The sequence below is a fragment of the Chryseolinea sp. H1M3-3 genome, from assembly GCF_029360725.1.
Classification (GTDB): domain Bacteria; phylum Bacteroidota; class Bacteroidia; order Cytophagales; family Cyclobacteriaceae; genus Chryseolinea.
In genome coordinates, this window is the sequence record NZ_JARKMY010000018.1 from 478,173 (window position 1) to 495,480 (window position 17,308).

Annotated in this window: 15 protein-coding genes; 9 read left to right on the forward strand and 6 right to left on the reverse strand. The window is 42.7% G+C overall.

Annotated features, from left to right (window positions below; all coding sequences use genetic code 11):
- Positions 1–30: 30 nt before the first annotated feature.
- Entirely contained in the window at positions 31–456 is a 426-nt protein-coding gene (locus tag P2W71_RS26010; RefSeq protein ID WP_276374354.1) for a thiol-disulfide oxidoreductase DCC family protein, read from the reverse strand.
- On the reverse strand, positions 435–3,344 hold the full coding sequence (locus P2W71_RS26015; RefSeq protein ID WP_276374355.1) for a gliding motility-associated C-terminal domain-containing protein: 2,910 nt from the start codon (positions 3,342–3,344) through the stop codon (positions 435–437). The genes P2W71_RS26010 and P2W71_RS26015 overlap by 22 nt, the downstream gene beginning before the upstream one ends.
- Before the next feature lie 325 nt (positions 3,345–3,669).
- Here P2W71_RS26015 and P2W71_RS26020 point away from each other — a divergent pair, with 325 nt between their 5' ends.
- From P2W71_RS26020 to P2W71_RS26035, 4 genes are all read left to right on the forward strand, one after another.
- A complete protein-coding gene (locus tag P2W71_RS26020; RefSeq protein ID WP_276374356.1) occupies positions 3,670–3,840 on the forward strand; it encodes a hypothetical protein in 171 nt (56 codons plus the stop codon).
- Positions 3,841–3,909: 69 nt separating this feature from the next.
- Positions 3,910–4,149 (forward strand): hypothetical protein, encoded by a 240-nt coding sequence (locus P2W71_RS26025; protein WP_276374357.1) that lies wholly within the window; start codon positions 3,910–3,912, stop codon positions 4,147–4,149.
- A 49-nt stretch (positions 4,150–4,198) separates the two neighbouring features.
- Positions 4,199–5,893: a 1-acyl-sn-glycerol-3-phosphate acyltransferase gene (locus tag P2W71_RS26030; protein ID WP_276374358.1), complete on the forward strand. Its 1,695-nt coding sequence runs from the start codon at positions 4,199–4,201 to the stop codon at positions 5,891–5,893.
- Positions 5,871–6,938 (forward strand): NAD(P)H-dependent glycerol-3-phosphate dehydrogenase, encoded by a 1,068-nt coding sequence (locus P2W71_RS26035; protein ID WP_276374359.1) that lies wholly within the window; start codon positions 5,871–5,873, stop codon positions 6,936–6,938. The genes P2W71_RS26030 and P2W71_RS26035 overlap by 23 nt, the downstream gene beginning before the upstream one ends.
- Positions 6,939–6,950: 12 nt before the next feature.
- On the opposite strand, the gene P2W71_RS26040 is transcribed toward P2W71_RS26035, so the two are convergent.
- Positions 6,951–7,832: a bestrophin family ion channel gene (locus P2W71_RS26040; protein ID WP_276374360.1), complete on the reverse strand. Its 882-nt coding sequence runs from the start codon at positions 7,830–7,832 to the stop codon at positions 6,951–6,953.
- A gap of 234 nt (positions 7,833–8,066) precedes the next feature.
- Between P2W71_RS26040 and P2W71_RS26045 the strand changes: the two genes are divergently transcribed.
- Complete coding sequence (locus P2W71_RS26045) at positions 8,067–8,840, forward strand: hypothetical protein (protein ID WP_276374361.1); 774 nt, start codon at positions 8,067–8,069, stop codon at positions 8,838–8,840.
- On the opposite strand, the gene P2W71_RS26050 is transcribed toward P2W71_RS26045, so the two are convergent.
- Entirely contained in the window at positions 8,800–9,267 is a 468-nt protein-coding gene (locus P2W71_RS26050; protein WP_276374362.1) for a DoxX family membrane protein, read from the reverse strand. The two genes, P2W71_RS26045 and P2W71_RS26050, sit on opposite strands and share 41 nt — an antisense overlap.
- A 68-nt stretch (positions 9,268–9,335) precedes the next feature.
- Positions 9,336–10,364, reverse strand: coding sequence for an o-succinylbenzoate synthase (locus tag P2W71_RS26055; RefSeq protein ID WP_276374363.1), 1,029 nt, complete (start codon positions 10,362–10,364; stop codon positions 9,336–9,338).
- A 128-nt stretch (positions 10,365–10,492) separates the two neighbouring features.
- Between P2W71_RS26055 and P2W71_RS26060 the strand changes: the two genes are divergently transcribed.
- A complete protein-coding gene (locus P2W71_RS26060; protein WP_276374364.1) occupies positions 10,493–11,674 on the forward strand; it encodes an S-adenosylmethionine:tRNA ribosyltransferase-isomerase in 1,182 nt (393 codons plus the stop codon).
- 77 nt (positions 11,675–11,751) lie between these two features.
- Here P2W71_RS26060 and P2W71_RS26065 read toward each other — a convergent pair whose 3' ends face one another.
- On the reverse strand, positions 11,752–14,076 hold the full coding sequence (locus P2W71_RS26065) for an OmpA family protein (protein WP_276374365.1): 2,325 nt from the start codon (positions 14,074–14,076) through the stop codon (positions 11,752–11,754).
- Positions 14,077–14,375: 299 nt separating this feature from the next.
- On the opposite strand from P2W71_RS26065, the gene P2W71_RS26070 reads away from it, so the two are divergent.
- From P2W71_RS26070 to P2W71_RS26080, 3 genes are all read left to right on the forward strand, one after another.
- Positions 14,376–15,815, forward strand: coding sequence for a DUF4062 domain-containing protein (locus tag P2W71_RS26070; protein ID WP_276374366.1), 1,440 nt, complete (start codon positions 14,376–14,378; stop codon positions 15,813–15,815).
- Between the two features lie 211 nt (positions 15,816–16,026).
- Positions 16,027–16,782: a TerC family protein gene (locus P2W71_RS26075; RefSeq protein ID WP_276374367.1), complete on the forward strand. Its 756-nt coding sequence runs from the start codon at positions 16,027–16,029 to the stop codon at positions 16,780–16,782.
- Entirely contained in the window at positions 16,775–17,299 is a 525-nt protein-coding gene (locus tag P2W71_RS26080; RefSeq protein WP_276374368.1) for a YfiT family bacillithiol transferase, read from the forward strand. Before P2W71_RS26075 ends, P2W71_RS26080 begins: the two co-directional genes overlap by 8 nt.
- The last annotated feature ends 9 nt before the right edge of the window (positions 17,300–17,308 follow it).

Genomic DNA, 17,308 nt, shown 5'->3' on the forward strand with positions numbered 1-17,308 from the left:
AATTGCCCTACGCTTCAGCGCAGGTATGGATCAGCCAAGAAACCTTGCCTTCAGATCAGGCGTAGGGATCATGCATTGATCTTGTTTTCCGAAAAGCCGATAACGGTTTTTAGCGATCAGGTTATAACAAGCATCGCGAAAAGATTTCGGGAGGACTTTAAATATCGTAAATGCCTTCCACGGTAGGGCTAAATGTTCAGCGATGAATAGCGCAGCATCGCTTCGTTCATACATCCGGTGGGCATCGATAACAATAAAACTGTAGAGTACATCGGGGTTTAAATTAAACCGGGTAAGCTGTGTTCTGCCTGTCTCCGACTGAAGGGATGCAAATTTAAAGCGTCCTTGAGGATCTCGCTTGATAATGAACTGAACAGTACCGTTACAAAGATTACAAACACCATCAAAGAGAACGAGTATAGGGCTGGCGTTATCTAGCGGATCAGGTGAACCCATCCTTTGATGATTTTAGTTTTATCAGGAGAAACAATATCAAATGTTACTTCCGCTACATAGTAATATACGCCGGTTGACAACTGGTTACCGTTCTTGTCTTTTCCATCCCAATCCACATAGATCGAATTGTCATCGTCGTTGATGGAGCCTTCATAGGCATAAACTTCCTGCCCCCAGCGGTTATAAATTTTTACGTTTACCGCTTCAACAAAGCGTGCACACTTGGTCAATGCTTCCTCGGATATGTTGCAGCCACCTTCTTCTCCGCCGGTATTCCTGTCGCTGTAAGCGCTGAACAAATCGTTGCAACCATCGCCGTTCGGTGTAAATACATTGGGGAGCTCATAATAGGGACAGTTGTCATTACAAATCGGATCACTGAGTTCGCTTTCATTCAACGATCTGTCAACGGCTGAAATTCTATAACAATAAGCAAAGGACGTAACACTTTTGTCAATGAAGAAAGTATCTGCAACAATACCAACATCCTGCAGCAAGGTAAACTCGCCATCGGCGCTTAGTCCCCGATAAATACGGTATCCCAATATGTCTGTATCGCAGTCGTCTTCATTTCTGTTCCAATAAATTGTGTTCTCAAAAATATTTGTTCCGCAGTTATCGGGGTTCTGTAAAAAATCCTCACAATTCAAAGACTGCACCAACAGTGTAGGCTTGCAGGGAGGAATTGTGTCGCCGATCTGCGCACATATAATCTGCGAAAAATTTTCCAGGGGCTCGTCAATGGCAGGATTACCATAGCCACCCCGTGTCATGATGCGGTAGCAGTATGTTTGATCATCGGCCAGTTCACCGTGTTGTCCTTCATCAACGAACATAAATCCATTGGCCAAAACATCTACTTCATCTATGAGTACCAATTCGCTTTCCGTTGCTCCTTCAGGGCCCCGATAAATTAGGTGTTTATTGGGGACTGTCTGAATTTGATTTGACCAGGGCACAAAGGCGCTCCAGTTCAGTTGAATTCGTCCTACCTGCGACTGAGCGGTTAAGCGCACTGAAGAGGCCGGAAATGCTGAGCCAATCAGCGCATCGTTCGCTGCATACGCGGTAACACTATAGTTGTATACATTGTCTTCTGTATTAAGACCTGTGTCCAGAAACGTTGTATCATCGTCATTGATTGTCGCTACCAACACAGAATCCTGGCCACGGGCAAAACCAACAGCGCGATACAAATCATACCGGTAGGGTCGCGGAAAATCGGTGACATTTGCATCAAAAGGACTTCGCCAGCTAACGCGGATTTCACCTGTGGACACATCCGTCTTATCGACTGTAACATGTGTCATGATGGGAACGTCCGCCGGCAGCGGTGCAATACAAGTATCCTTGGAGACATAACTTTCACCACCACCTTGCAGCGGAAAGATGGCCACTAACCGGTAGCAATACTTAGCGCCCGGCGCCAGTCCCATTCCATTATTTGTATCTACATAGCTGGTTACAGGAACCTGGTTATCATCCTTGATAGGCACCTCCCCTAACAATTCATATCCTAAATTGTCGGGCATACCTGTCTCGCAGTTGTCAGGTTCAAAGGGTGATCCATCAACCTTTCGCCAGATCTGCATTCGTTCTGCATTCTGGCAGAAGTATGGATCCCACTCAAGCGAAGTAGAACGATTCGAAGTATTGATCTGGATGTCTTCCCAAACCGGCGGAGGTCCGACGACAGTGATCAGCCACGTTTTGAAAGTAACCAACTTTGGTCCGTTCTCCGGGTTGTCCGTGATTTTAAAAACAACCTGATAGGGCTGTTGCTTCACGTGGATACATTCGGTGTTCCATTGAAATTTTAATTCAGCAGGAGGAACAGAAGGTTGAAAATCATTTACACCTGGAACGGGAGAATACGTAGCCGGCGATTGGCCTGCAGGAAAATTAAAGATCTCTGAGAATGCTTCGATTTTTACATCATCGTTATCAGGATCGATACCCAGGATGGTTTCATTTAAAACAGTTCCGGCTACCACACAAGTATCAGGTGGCAAAATCAAGTCAGGCCGTTCGTTATCACAATCGTCGACAAGGATCTGCATATCACGCCGCACATAACCCAGCTGATAATACTTTCCTCCTCTTTTTCTCCATTCAATAACGTGAAAGGCAATGTTGTACTCACCGACCGCACCAGGCGCGTCCCAGGTAATTGTTCCATCCACCGGGTCGATGGAAAAGGTTGGCTTGCCAGTGCCTTCTTCATTGGCGTTGTTATAATTATTATAGAATTTAGGATCATTAGGATCTCTGTAGTTCAATACTTCTGTTCTTCTGTCACTGAAAGGGACAACTAACGCATAGGATAGGCTGTCCTTGTCGGGATCATATGCCCCCGGATTATGTGTCCAGGCAACGCCGGGGCAGGCATGGTCGATGGGTGGTACCAGCAGCACCGGTGTATCGTTACATCCCAGGAAGGCATCCATTTTTATCACGGTCTCCAGGTAGAAAGTAGTCTGCACTGAAATATCCATGTTCAAAACGCCCTCGTTACGATTGGGCTCGCGGTAGCTGATAACATAAGTTCCCGTTGTGGGATACGTATGAAAAACAGTGTAAGAGGCGGTTGCTACGGTACCCTCTGCATCGAGATCGGGCCGCGGGTTATTTTCGGTTTGAGGAACGAATTCCCAGCTACCATCCCCAAAATTTATGATATCCTGTTCGCCACCGAATCTTACGGTTGAACCAGTGTTGGTATAAACGGTGATTGTTATTTTAAAGGTACGACCGCAATTCACTCTCTCGGCTACGATATCACCGGCTCTTAAGTGGGTCGCCTGAGATTCAGTAAGAACAAAAAAAATGAACAACGTCATGACGGAAATTATACGCCACACATTGCTCACTGCTGTGAAGGGGTTCATGCCGGTGCGGTAAAATCTTTAATAATCAACATTCAAAGGTCGATAAAGTTACAATATATAACCTTGTTTTGTATCCATAAAATTCCATCAAGTAAACGTACAACATCTCGCATTAGTCTTGAAATGACAGAAACTTTTTAGTTTTCCGTGGTATCCCGCAGCGTTCAAGCAAAACGTTATCTTGGTTCTCGTTTTTTTGTAATCATCAATTCGTTACTGAAGACAGAAGCCGTTCAAATAAAATATTTCTTTTAGGCAGTAATGAAGCGTTTCTCATTTCGTTTAATTTCGCAGGGACCCGACCTATACTTTTAACCATCGTTACATGATTCATTCGGACACTAAACTCGATCGTTTTGCCCTTCAAAAAAGGGAGATGGAAATTCAACAACTGCTTCGGCAAATGAAGGCAGATAAACTTCACGATAGTCCCGTTTATCAAAAGCTTAAACAAGAGCTTTCCGATTTAAAAAACAAACTCATTCAATTTCAATAACCCCTCCTCAAATAGTATCAGACTTAACCTCCGGATGCGTACATTTGGTATTTAAATAACCAAAAACGTATGCGTGTTGTAGGGGAAATTCCTCACGAGGTTTGTAAGATTACGCTATTTGCATGGAATAATCGCTATTTAATCAAGTTGGAGCACGGACTCTTAGAGCAAACATATAAAGTCAATCAGTTTGATATAACTTCGGAGGCCGACCTATATAAAATTGTGGACAAGTCCTTCATTGATGACGCCCTGAACCGTTTTGGCGAAATGGATAAGACCCTTCAATTGGCCCTGGAAAGGGTATAAATCATTAGGTTTTCCAGCATGATGGAATTTGTTTTATTTTGCAGCCCCCATGGAAGTAGTAGAGAAGAAAAATAAGAATAAAAGATATAAGCCTATTCTGGAGGGTATACCCGACTGGCCGGTGTATCAATTAAGTAAGAACCGAAAGGAATTTATCGAAGAAGTTGCCCAAAAGACTTTTTCCCAAATAAAAAAAAACCGTCCGACTACCAAGCAGCTGATTGACGAAATTCAGGCTACGGTTTACCGTGAGCAGCAACGGATGAAAAGAAACCGCTGGCGTGTAGACGCAGCAGACGAGCCTAAGTTCTGGGCCACGATAAAAGATGAATTGGTAGCATTGTCCAGCAAGACACCCGAAGAGTCACAGGCAAAAGCGGATGAACTTCTTTATCGCATTGTCTTTCGCTACGCTAACGAGATCGCAGGAAACTTTAAAGCTTCTTCATATCGTGTTACCCGTGAGATTGTAAAATTCTGGTTTGCCCGTCTATTGAATGGCGCACGTGTGAAAAAATTCGGAGCTTTCTTTCGCAATCGATACTCGTTACGCGATAAAATTCACATCGTTGGTAAAGTTGGTCAGCTTCGTAAGTTGGCTAAAGAAGGAACTGTCGTTATGGTTCCAACGCACTTTAGTAATCTCGACTCTATCCTCATCGGATGGATCATTCATTCCCTGGGATTGCCTGCATTTATTTATGGTGCCGGCTTGAATCTTTTTAACATCAAGATATTCGCGTATTTCATGAATAGCCTTGGTGCTTATAAGGTTGACCGCAGGAAAAAAAATGTTCCATACCTCGAGACTCTGAAGTTTTATTCCATGTTGGCCGTACAAAAAGGTGCCCATAGCATTTTTTTCCCTGGCGGTACCCGTTCGCGGTCAGGAAAACTGGAGACCCAGCTGAAGCTGGGGTTACTCAGCTCTACCATCGAGGCGCAACGTAATCTCTACCTGGATACTCCGGAAGGACAACCGGTGAGAAAGATTTTTATCGTACCTGTCACGTTAAATTATCATTTCGTGCTGGAAGCTCCGGACTTGATCGATGAATATCTTTCATCCAAAGGACAAGATCGCTACCTGCCGGAGCAAGACAAATACGGCAGCTTTCAGTTGCTGCGATTCCTTTTTAAATTTTTCACCAAAGGTTCTAACATATCGGTATCGATCGGTCCCGGACTTGATGTCATCGGAAATTATGTAGATGATGGAGGGAACAGTCTCGATGCACACCAAAGGGTCATTGATACACGTGATTATTTTATTTCAGATGGCGCCGTAACGATCGATAAACAGCGTGAGGATGAGTACACCCGCATGTTGAGTCAAAAGATCGTTTCCGAATATCATCGCATCAACAGGGTTTTCGGTAGCCATCTCGTTGCATTTGTTGCGTTCGAACTCTGGCAAAAGAAACATCCGAACCTTGACCTGTTCGGACTCTTGCGTCTCCCTGAAGAAGACCAGGAATTAAGTTATGAAGAATTCCGTGCGTCGTGTAAGCGGGTAAGAAAAGAGATCTACAGGCTGCGGGAGGAAAACAAAATTTACTATGCGACACATTTGACCGGAAAAATTGACCTGGTTATCCGGCATGGATTGGACAACGTTGGCATATTTCACCTGAATCGGCCGTTACTCATGAACAAGGAAGGAAATATCATTACAAAAGATTTCAGTACCCTTTATTATTATCATAACCGGCTTGCAGGCTATGACCTCGAGAAGTTTGTCTGACAAAGATAAACCGGTTGGTGTGATCGGTGCAGGGAACTTCGGTAGCGTTATTGCTAACCTGCTGGCACAGCATCGTAAAGTACTACTCTACGCTCGCGATCCTAAAGTTGTAGCTCACATTCTTGAGAAGAAAGAAAATCGTGGATATAAAATGCACGAGCATATTGTACCGACGAATGATCTTGCATCGGTCGCTGAAGCGTGTGATATCATTTTTCCGATTGTTCCTTCGGCCCACTTTCGCTCCATGATGCGGGAGCTTTCACCCTATCTGCATCCTTACCACCTGCTGATTCATGGTACGAAGGGATTTGACTTAACACTTCCCCAGAACGAAACCATTGCTACTATAAAAGAGCTTAACCGCAGCATGGTTAAAACCATGAGCGAAGTAATATCTGAAGAAAGCGTTGTGGCGCGCGTTGGCTGCCTGGCCGGGCCCAACCTGGCGCGGGAACTTGCCGAAGGTCACCCGGCCGCTACTGTAATTGCCAGTCACTTTAATGAAGTTATCAACGTAGGAAAAAAGCTTTTGCGCAGTGATCATTTCCAGGTGTATGGTAATAATGATCTTGTTGGCGTTGAATTGGCAGGTGTATTGAAGAATGTTATCGCGATTGCCGCTGGCGCACTTAGCGGAATGGGTTATGGTGAAAATGCCAAAGGCTTGCTGATCAGTAGGGGTATGGTTGAGATGGTTTATCTGGGCAGGGCGCTGGGAGGTAATACCAAAGCGTTTTTAGGAATCGCTGGTATCGGCGACTTGGCTACCACCTGTAACAGCTCCCTAAGTCGTAACTTTCATGTAGGCTACCGGTTGGCACAAGGAGAAACACTTCAAGATATCACCTCAAGTATGGATGAAATTGCTGAAGGGATTAACACCGTGCAAATCGCAAAAAAATGCGCCGATTATTATAAGGTGCGGGCCCCGATCACAAAAACACTGTACCATGTTTTGTTTGAGGAAATGACTGTAAAAAAGGCTTTGGAGTATTTAATGCGTTATCCATTAAATGTAGACATTGATTTCCTGGTAGAATAATCAGGGCAACCTCTACAGCAGAATTTCACGAACATTATCTCTTATTTTTCCTGCCAGTTCATCCAAAGGCAAATCATTTATATCTCTGCCGAAAGGGTCTTCAATTTCTTCGGCAATAAGTTCCACGCTAAGGAGGACAAACGAAACAAGTACCACGATTGGAATAGTCATGTATCCGGATTGTGTTACAAATCCAAAAGGCAATGTGATGATGTAAATGAAAATAAATTTTTTAACGTACATCATATACGAATATGGAATAGGTGTATACTTGATGCGTTCGCAGGCACCCAGTATATCAATAAAATCTTTTAACTCTTTATCAAGATTGATCAGGTGATCGCCGCTGAGTTTCTTTTGAATATAAAGCTCATTGACTTTTTGATACATCAATGCTGCAATGCGGTTAGGCTTATGTTTGTATTTTTTTAAGTCGTTAATTAAAGACTCATCCGGTGGCGGATCCAGTTCAGCAAACTGTACGCCACCCCGAAGGCTTTCCTTGGCAGCAAACACAAAATTGGAAATCATTTTAAAGAACCAGTCCCGTTCCTCGTGATTTTCTTTGCTGATATAGGCACTGATCTTCAACGCAAAGTTTCTTGTACTGTTAACCATCCCACCCCATAACCGTCTTCCCTCCCACCAACGGTCATAGGCTGTATTGGTCCGGAACACCAAAAACAAACCCAATACAATCCCAAGCAGGGAGTGCATTGAGACCGTAGGCTGAAATTCAGATTTATGCAACTCGAGATAGTCTATAAAAATATAGCAGGTAATGGAAGTATAAACCGCCATAAATATCAAAGCCGGCATCAGTGTACGCATCACGCGCCGGCTGTAGGCATGAAAAATCAGGGAAAACCACTGCTTGGGGTTATACATTACCATATTTCAGAGTATTTGATGCAATAACTCTATTCATCTAAATATTTGCAATATTAAATGCAGGAAAGCGGTTTTAGGATGATGCCTGACTATTTTATAAGTCATAATTTATTTCTTGATGAATTGAAAATTTTTATCGCTTATCTTTAAACGTCTTTTCCTAAAACCGAATAATGTACTAAGGAAAGCTGATTTAACATGGCGCACCATAATTTAAGCACCTCAACTATACCACCGATGATTAAAAATAGTTTAACTCTATTGTTCGTACTGTCAATAATATTTTCAACAAGTTGTTTAGCGCAGGATTTTCTTGTAACGGTGCAAGGTGACACACTCCGGGGCGATGTAAAAGCGCTGGATTTTGGTGTTGATAAAAAAGTTCAGATTACAGAAACCGGTAAGAAGAAAACCGTTTATCCTTTTTTCAAGGTTAAAGGTTTCTCCATCAACAACGAAGTATATCAGCCCGTCAAAGGACCAAACGGATATGCCTTTATGAAAGTCGTGAAAACCGGTTACTTATCCCTCTATGCTTTTAAGGCTCAGAATCAAACCACGTATGGTGGGTTGTATCTCCTTAAAAAAGACGGCGAGGGTATTGAAGTACCGAATCTGACGTTCAAGAAGAACATGCGAAAGTTTTTAGATGATTGTCCAGTCGTAGCCGATAAAATTGACAGGGATCTTTTAAACAAAAAAGACATTCATAAAATTGTAGACGAATATAATGCATGCGTGGAAAACCGAACCAGCGCTGCGCAGAGCGTTGTAGCAACTGCCACACCCAAAGTAAAAGTCAGCGACGCCTGGGATGTTCTTGAAAACAAAGTGAAAGCGCATGAGGATTTTGAAGGAAAAGCCAATGCGCTGGAAATGATCAGTGAAATAAAATCGAAGATTTCTTCCTCACAAAAGATACCGAACTTTTTGATCGAAGGACTTAAAAGCTCTTTAGCGCAAGAAGAATTTAAAGCAGAACTCGAAAATGCCCTGAAGGAAATCCAATAGTCAATGCCCAGGCGTTAGACTTTTTTTTTTCTTTCTTGAAATACTGTAGCAGTGAAAATATTTTTTCCCTCGTTCGAAGCATTATAAATGCACTGCATAAGGCAACCGTTACGGCAAGAGAGAATAAATAACCACCATCTCCCTGAACTGAAATGCCCAGCAATGTGAGATGCATACCGATTGCACCAATCATTAAACCGAAAGCCAGTGAAGCCCCCAGCCATGCGGTTGCATTAAGAAGCAGCAGTATAGCAGCCGTCAACTCCATAATACCAACACCAATTCTTCCCCACGGTTCCATCCCAACGGTAGTGAAAATGTAAACCGATTCTTCTGATCCAGAAAATTTGAAATATAAGGTTTGCGCTAAGATGATCGCAGCCAATATCCGGGCAAACCAGTAGACAACTCGTGAGACTTTTTCCATGACTTTTTTTTACAAGTCCAAAAGTCGCAATGTTGTCGACGAGAAAATGTCATGTAATTGACAACTGCTTATTTTTCATGAATAAGGTTTTGCACATCCCAACCTTTGTTGGAATTCAGGTAAATATTTCCGTTTTCAACCGTGAGCGGAGAAACAATATTATTTTGATAGATCGCGCCCGTACCTAAGCCGTGCGGCAAATTGATTGGGTAATTAGCGGTAAATTGGCAAATTGCATTCAATCCAATATTTGACTCCAACGCAGAAGTAATCCACCACCCTATTCCTTGTTTTTCCGCAGTAGCAATCCATTCGCGACATCCGGTTAAACCTCCATGAAGTGTAGGTTTGAGGATGATATACTGTGGTCGTAGTCTCCTTAATAACTCGGTTTTTCTTTCTCCTGATTCGTATCCGATCAGCTCTTCATCCAAGGCCACAGGTATCGGTGAATGTCTGCAAATATCCACCATTTCTTCCTGCCCTTGCTTAATGGGCTGTTCAATGGAGTGTATGGCAAATTGATTTAAACGTGTCAGCTTCTCCAACGCTTCATTAGGATGGAAAGCGCCATTTGCATCCAGCCTTAAGGTAATTTGCTCCGGGCCATACTGTCGCCGAATATCTTTCAACACTTGACATTCCTTATCGAAATCAAGTCCGCCAACTTTCAACTTAATACATTTGAATCCCTGTTGAATTTTCTGGTGCACTTGCTGGATCATAAAGTCCACATCTCCCATCCATACCAATCCATTGATGGGAATCGCTTTACCCTCTAAAAAGCTATTCTTAAAAACAATTCGCTTGCCTCCATTGAGGAGATCTAGCCATGCCGTTTCCAATCCAAAGGAGATTGCCGGACAATCTGTCGGAACCATCCGGGCAATATGAGCAAGCATCGCATCCCCGTGTTGGTGAAGGTCACCCGGAAGCTTAATATTCTGAATCTCTTTCAGAACGTCCGCTAAGATATTTTCAAAATCCGGTTTTGCATCGGTGCTTAGTCCTGGCAGCGGTCCACATTCTCCAAGTCCGACAATTTCCGGATTTGATTCGTCCCATAGCTTGATGAACCACGACGTTTTATCTTCCATTAGACCCCGCGACGTTCGGGCATTAAAGTTGAACCGGAAGATTTTCTTTAAAAAAGATGCTTTAATCGTCATAAAAATATCCGCGACGAAAATAATGTTTTAAACTTAACTTTGTTTTTTTATCAGCCATGAAGCTTGACGTTAATGACTACACCTACGACCTGCCGCAAGAGAAAATTGCGTTATACCCGCTGGCACAACGTGATCAATCCAGGCTTCTTGTCTATCATAAAGGTGCCGTAACGCATGAAAAATTTACCAACATCGCCGCGTTCTTACCGCCGGACGCATCTTTGTTTTTTAATGAAACAAAAGTTATTCCTGCCCGTCTGCTTTTTCAAAAAGAAACCGGCGCTGAGATAGAGATATTTCTTCTTCATCCAATCAGACCTTCAACATTGCTTCTGGAAGCTATGCAGGTCACAGGAAGCTGCACGTGGAAATGTGCCATCGGTAATTTAAAACGCTGGACTGATAACATTACGCTAGTAAAAAAAATAAATAATCTCACACTCCAGGCCTCACTTGAAAACAAACAAGAAGGCATTGTCACTTTTACCTGGACCAACAACGTTTCATTTGCCGAAATAATCCAACGTGCGGGTGATACGCCGCTGCCGCCTTACCTCAAAAGGAATTCAGAAGAACTCGACAAAGAACGTTATCAAACGGTTTACTCCAACCAGGAAGGAGCCGTTGCGGCGCCAACGGCTGGCCTGCACTTTACAGCTACCGTATTCGAATCTCTCAAACAAAGAAATGTTGCTGTCGACTTTCTAACGCTGCATGTCAGTGCCGGAACATTTCAACCCATAAAAGTACAAGATCCATTGGACCATGTGATGCACCAGGAGCAAGTGGTTGTAAGCCGTGAGAATATTGAAAATCTTTTGAAAGGAAAAAACATTGTTGCCGTGGGGACCACTTCCCTGAGAACATTGGAGAGCCTTTACTGGTTTGGCGCAAAACTTTTGGTTAACCCTGGCGCAAATTTCACTATATCCCAACAGGATGCCTATACGTACAATGAACCCCCGACATCAACAGCAGCACTTCAAGCTGTATTAAAGTATATGGATGAAAGTGAAAAGCAGAAAATTGTTGGAGAAACTTCAATCTATATTGTTCCCGGCTACACGTTTAGAATCGTCAATGCCCTTATCACAAATTTTCACCAGCCATCCTCAACGTTGATTCTACTGGTGGCAGCTTTAATTGGCGATGACTGGAAAAAAGTATATCACGAAGCTCTTTTAAATGATTATCGATTTTTGAGCTATGGAGATAGTTCACTTTTAATCCCTAAGTGAAAGTACGGCTATGCCAGATTTCTGAAGTCCCAACCCTAATTAGAAGACCTACAAACTTGTTGATTTAGTAGCAATGATTATGGCTTCGCCGCTATTAAGGCACTTAAATCCACAATGTTTACTTCAACACGTCTACCTTCTTCCTTGGAAGCCGACTGATCTTTCGTTGCACCGTACCCTTTTGCTACGATTCTCCGGCGAACGATACCTTTGTGATTGATATAATCGAGTACGGCAATAGCACGTTTATTAGAAAGTTCCCGATTTAACTCCTCTGTTCCTTCGATGGAAGCAAAGCCTAGAATTTCCACGCCGAGTCCTGGGTATTTTTTAAGTTCAGCGAGAATGGCATCGAGCTGACTATTGTATTGGACCTTTAAGTCACTCTTACCGGCATCGAAATAAATTTTTGCTGACTTGGTTAGTGCAGCCCTATCGAATTCCGTTGCCTTGGCTTGCAATTTTTGCTTTTGCACCTCCTCTTTCATTATAAAAGTTGGAAGGGAAAAAATTGTTTTTCCACCAACATTCTTTTGTTCAAATTTGCTCTCGTCACTTTCGTCATAGTAGTAAGTACGAGACGCTACCTCAATGCGCGAATTTTGCTTTTCATCAAAGTTAACATCCTCAATCGGATCTTTCATTTGAATTAAATCCGTCAGGTAAGTCATCCCTTCTTTATCCTGCGATGCAATAAGGTCCAGCATCATATCATAAACGTCCAGGGTACCCCCTTGTACCAATTTAGCCTCGTGTGTTTTGCGTAAGTCCGCTTTCACATCCTGGTCGGTATCGTAAAATGCATTCTTCACCTGAACCTCCTGGCCGACGACAACATCAAACTGGCGAATGGTTTTCAGATTGATCATCTGATACAGTTCATAAAAATAGGTTTGATTTGGAATGTTAATGTTTAAGGTGTATGGTAGAAATCCTTCGGATTCAATAACCATATCATAATCCTTTGCCGGTGGCAGAATAACGAGGTAGTTACCCGTCACTGGATCCGGATTGTAGACGAAGTCAAGTTTTTTATCCGTCTTATTATCGATCAGATAAATTTTTGTTGGCATTGGTTTTCCTGTCTCTGCGTTTAAAATTTTTCCTTTTATCATCGTGAGCGGGATGTCAGCAGATTCAGCAGGCATATCAATATAATAAATGTCTTGGCCACCCATACCTCCTTTGCGGTCCGACGAAAAATAACCACGTGTACCGTCTGCGATCAAAGTAAAATAGTTATCGTTGACGGTAGTGTTGATTGGGTATCCCATGTTCTCCGGATTGCTCCATTTGTTACCGACTAGTCTTGACACGAAGATATCGCGACCACCCATGGTATTGTGACCATCTGAAGTAAAGAATAAGGTTTTTTGATCGGGGTGAATGAATGGCGCATCTTCATTGGCCTTCGTATTCACTTCAGGACCAAGATTCACAGGTGTACTCCAGGACCCGTTAGCCTGCATCGTTGTTTTATAAATATCCAGTCCACCTTGCCCGTTGATACGGTCGCTCGCAAAATAAATTGTTTTACCATCCGGAGTTATACTCGCTGTTGATTCAAGAAACTTTGGTGTATTGATCGTGGGGGTAATTAAGCTTGGTCTGGACCATTCATCTCCTGATTTATTGATCTGGAATAAACTTCCCGGATCTGTGGAGCCGCCCATAAAAATAAGCATTTTCTGACCGTCCGCCGAAAGGCCAGCAGTCCCTACGTTGTAATCATGAGCGATGGGAACAAGTTTTGGTTCAGACCACGCGCCTGAGTTATTAAACGTGATATAAATTTCTTCAATAAACTTATCACCTGTACGGGTCTTGCCGGTATTGGGTCTTAGTGCTGTAAAAGCCATCACACTCTCGTCAGCCGACAACACAGGATTATACTCTGTGTATTTGCTGTTGATGATGGAATTAAAATGATGTACTGTAAAATCGCGCGGCACCGACATTAAAGCTACTGCGTTGTGGCACGTTTGAATGGCTTCATCCGCCATCGCCATAGCTTTCTTATCGGCTTTGCTGCTGGTCTCGCGAAACTTATTAAAATATTCCAGTGCTTTTTGAATGTTTTCATCCTTGAGATAGATCGTGCCCAGGTCATAATTTAATATCGCCGGCATGTCTTTACCATTGGCTAATGCAAATTCGAAATAGGGTATAGCTTTTATTTGTTGATCGGTCTCCGGAGATTTTTGGTAGCAGACGCCGGTCTTATAATGGACCATTGGATCTTTTTCGCCGGCTGCTATGGCTTCCAGATATTTTGCCAACGCCATATCATAGCTTCTCACACTAAAAGACCGGTCCGCATCGGCCAAGGCCTTGCTGCTTTGCGCAAATCCCGAGGTCAGTGAAAAAAGGAATATAAAACACAGTATATGAGCCTTTTTCATTATAGTTTTTGAATTTTAATTCAATACTACAAAAAGATGGGCCATACGAATGTTGAGATTCGCTCCTAAACTTACAAGCGCTTTATGGATTTGAAATTTTGCTCTAGCTTCAAGGTTTATTACTAGATATATTATGCATTTGTGCATTCAATACTGAATTAAGCGGCTTTTTATGACCTGTTTTGATATTTGAACTTTGAACGTCTTTAACTTTTAATTGCCACCATGTTATATCTGTTACGAATGTGACAGATGAGCAGTAAATATTTCTACTATCCTTCTCAACACCATAGTGATTCATGTCTCTCGATATTGATATTTTAATCGTTTTTGCTGACTCTGACAATGCACCCTCAGATGAAAGTAGCGTGGAATGGGTATCACAATTCAAAAAGTTTTTGGAGTTCATGCTTACCCAGGTGACGAATGAGAAACTTAAAATTATGCTCAAAGGTGAGTATGACACGCTAACGTCGCCCCGACTGGATAATGTGGGTGTGCTTGTACCAGTCCTCTCCAAAGATTTTATCAGGTCGACCGCGTGTATGCAACATGTCGAGACTTTTTATAATGCCGTAAATAAAAATTCCAACCGCATTTTTAAAGTAACAAAATCGCCACTGACACAACAGGATCAACCTGACTTTTTGCGCCCATTAATTGGTTACAACATGTATCAGCTTGATCCCGATTCAGGCGAAATCCGCGAGTACTCGGACTATTTCAGTACAGACGCAGAACGCCAATATTGGATGGAACTCGTCGATTTAAGCTATGATCTGGTGGGTGCCCTGCATCGACTGAAAAATGGAACCCCAGAGCCTGCTGTAAAAAATCTTTTCAATCGTAAAATTGTCTACGTCGCTGAAACAAGCCACGATCTGTCGGTCGAACGAAACATTATCACAAGAGAATTACAACGGCATGGATATGCTGTACTTCCCGACAGGGCGCTTTCCTACGACACGCCTAACATCGATGAGATTGTCCGCAAAGATCTGGATGAATGTGCTTTGTCAATTCATATGATCGGAAATTCCTATGGCGAAATTCCAGATGGAAGCGCGCGCTCGTTTGTTGACCTTCAACATAAAATCGCGTCGGATAAAGGTGTGGATGCAAAGCGAAAGAATGAATCGTTTACGCGATTGATCTGGATAGCTCCGAATCTGAAACACATCAATGAACGTCAGAAAAAATTTATTGAAACTATCAAGCGCGACGTAGAAATGCAGGAAGGCGCAGAGTTACTGGAAACACCTCTGGAGGATTTTAAAAACATCATTCGTGAAGAGTTGTTGGAGGCCATCGAACGAAAAGCTGTCAAAGAGACGGGTGGACGCGCCATCTATCTTTTGCATGATCGCGAAGATCAGCAGGTAGTAAAACCGTACATTGATTTAATAGAAAGATGTGGCTACCGTGTGCTGATCCCCATGTTTGAAGGAGAGCTGTTAGAGCAGCGGCAAAAACATATTGAAAACTTACGTGCGCTGGATGCAGCGATTATCTTTAAGGGCAAAGGCCACGACCAATGGGTGCACATGAAAGCATTGGATCTGATGAAAGCTCCTGGATTTGGGCGAAAAAAACCAATAGTCGCTAAAGCAATTTTTGCTGCCCCTGGCGAAATCCCTAATCGAGAATCTTTAAAAAGTCAAAATTTCCGGCTGATTGAAGGTGATCTGCAACACTTTATGGAAGCTCTAAAATTATGGTTGCTTGAATTTGACAATTAGCACTTGCTTCGGCAAAATAAAAATAACAACCGTTTTAAACTTAAACTCCATCCTGACCGTTAGCATTGGGATAACTTGAAAATACCTTGCTTTTAGTCCATCTCCTTCACTCTTTCAGATACGCTGTTAAATACAGATCTGTTATAATTACCGTGAGCTTTGGAGGATAGTATTTCTTATTTTATTTTTAGAGCTTAATCTTCAATGTTTAATGGAAATTTTCCTTCATCCGGAGGCCTGGATCGCTTTACTTACCCTTACGTTTTTTGAAGTAGTTTTAGGTATCGACAATATTATTTTTATTTCCATTGTCTCAAACCGGTTACCCGTCGAGATTCGTTCAAAGACACGCAACTTAGGCTTGTTGCTGGCGATGGTGGTCAGAATTCTTTTGCTGCTCACCATCACATGGGTGATGCGGTTTAAAGAAACACTTTTTACAATTCCTGCTACGCTGATTTTTCAGGAACCATTGCCAATCAGTGGCAGAGATCTGATTTTAATTTTCGGCGGCCTTTTTCTGATTGCTAAAAGTACACGCGAGATCAATCACGAAATGGAAGGTGAAGAGGAAGAAATGGAAGCGGGCAGTGGGAAAGCCAACGTAGTCGGAATAATTGTGCAGATCATTTTACTCGACATTATTTTCTCGTTCGATTCAATACTCACAGCAGTCGGTCTAACGGACCAGGTAATCATCATGATCATTGCGGTAATTCTCTCTATTGCCATCATGATCATTTTCTCAGGCGCAATCAGCCGATTTATCCACAAGCATCCTTCCATGGAAGTGCTGGCGCTGGGATTTTTAATCCTGATAGGATTTATGCTCTTCCTGGAAGGCCTCCACAAGGAAGTCCCGAAAGGTTACATTTATTTTGCTATCGTTTTCTCGATGCTTATCGAAATGGTTAACATTCGCGTTAGAAGTAGACGAAAAAAAGCTAAAGAACAATTCCATGAATAACGAAGAACTCCGTTATCCTATCGGCAAATTTGCCCCGAAAAAAACATATACCGCCGAGGAAGTAAAATCCAATATTTTAAGGATTGAAAAATTACCGGCTGCTCTTGAAAAAGTGATCAGCACCCTGAATGCCAAACAATGGGATACACCTTATCGCGACGGTGGCTGGACCGCCAGGCAGGTCGTGCATCACATGGCTGATAGTCATATGAACGCTTATATCCGTTTTAAATGGACGCTTACAGAGCCAACACCTTTGATCAAAGTCTATGATGAAAAAGCATGGGCAGAGACACCAGAAACAAAGCTTGATCCCATCATCTCCGTGTCTTTGTTAAAAACACTTCATGTGAAATGGACCGCCTTGCTGACTCTTCTGACGGAAAGTGATCTTGACAAAGAATACACCCGCCCCGATAAGAAGGATCCTGTATCACTTGCTAACCTCATTGCGTTGTATGCCTGGCATGGAGAACACCATGTAGGTCATCTTAAGATTGTGGCCGGCAAGTCATAGTGTTAATCT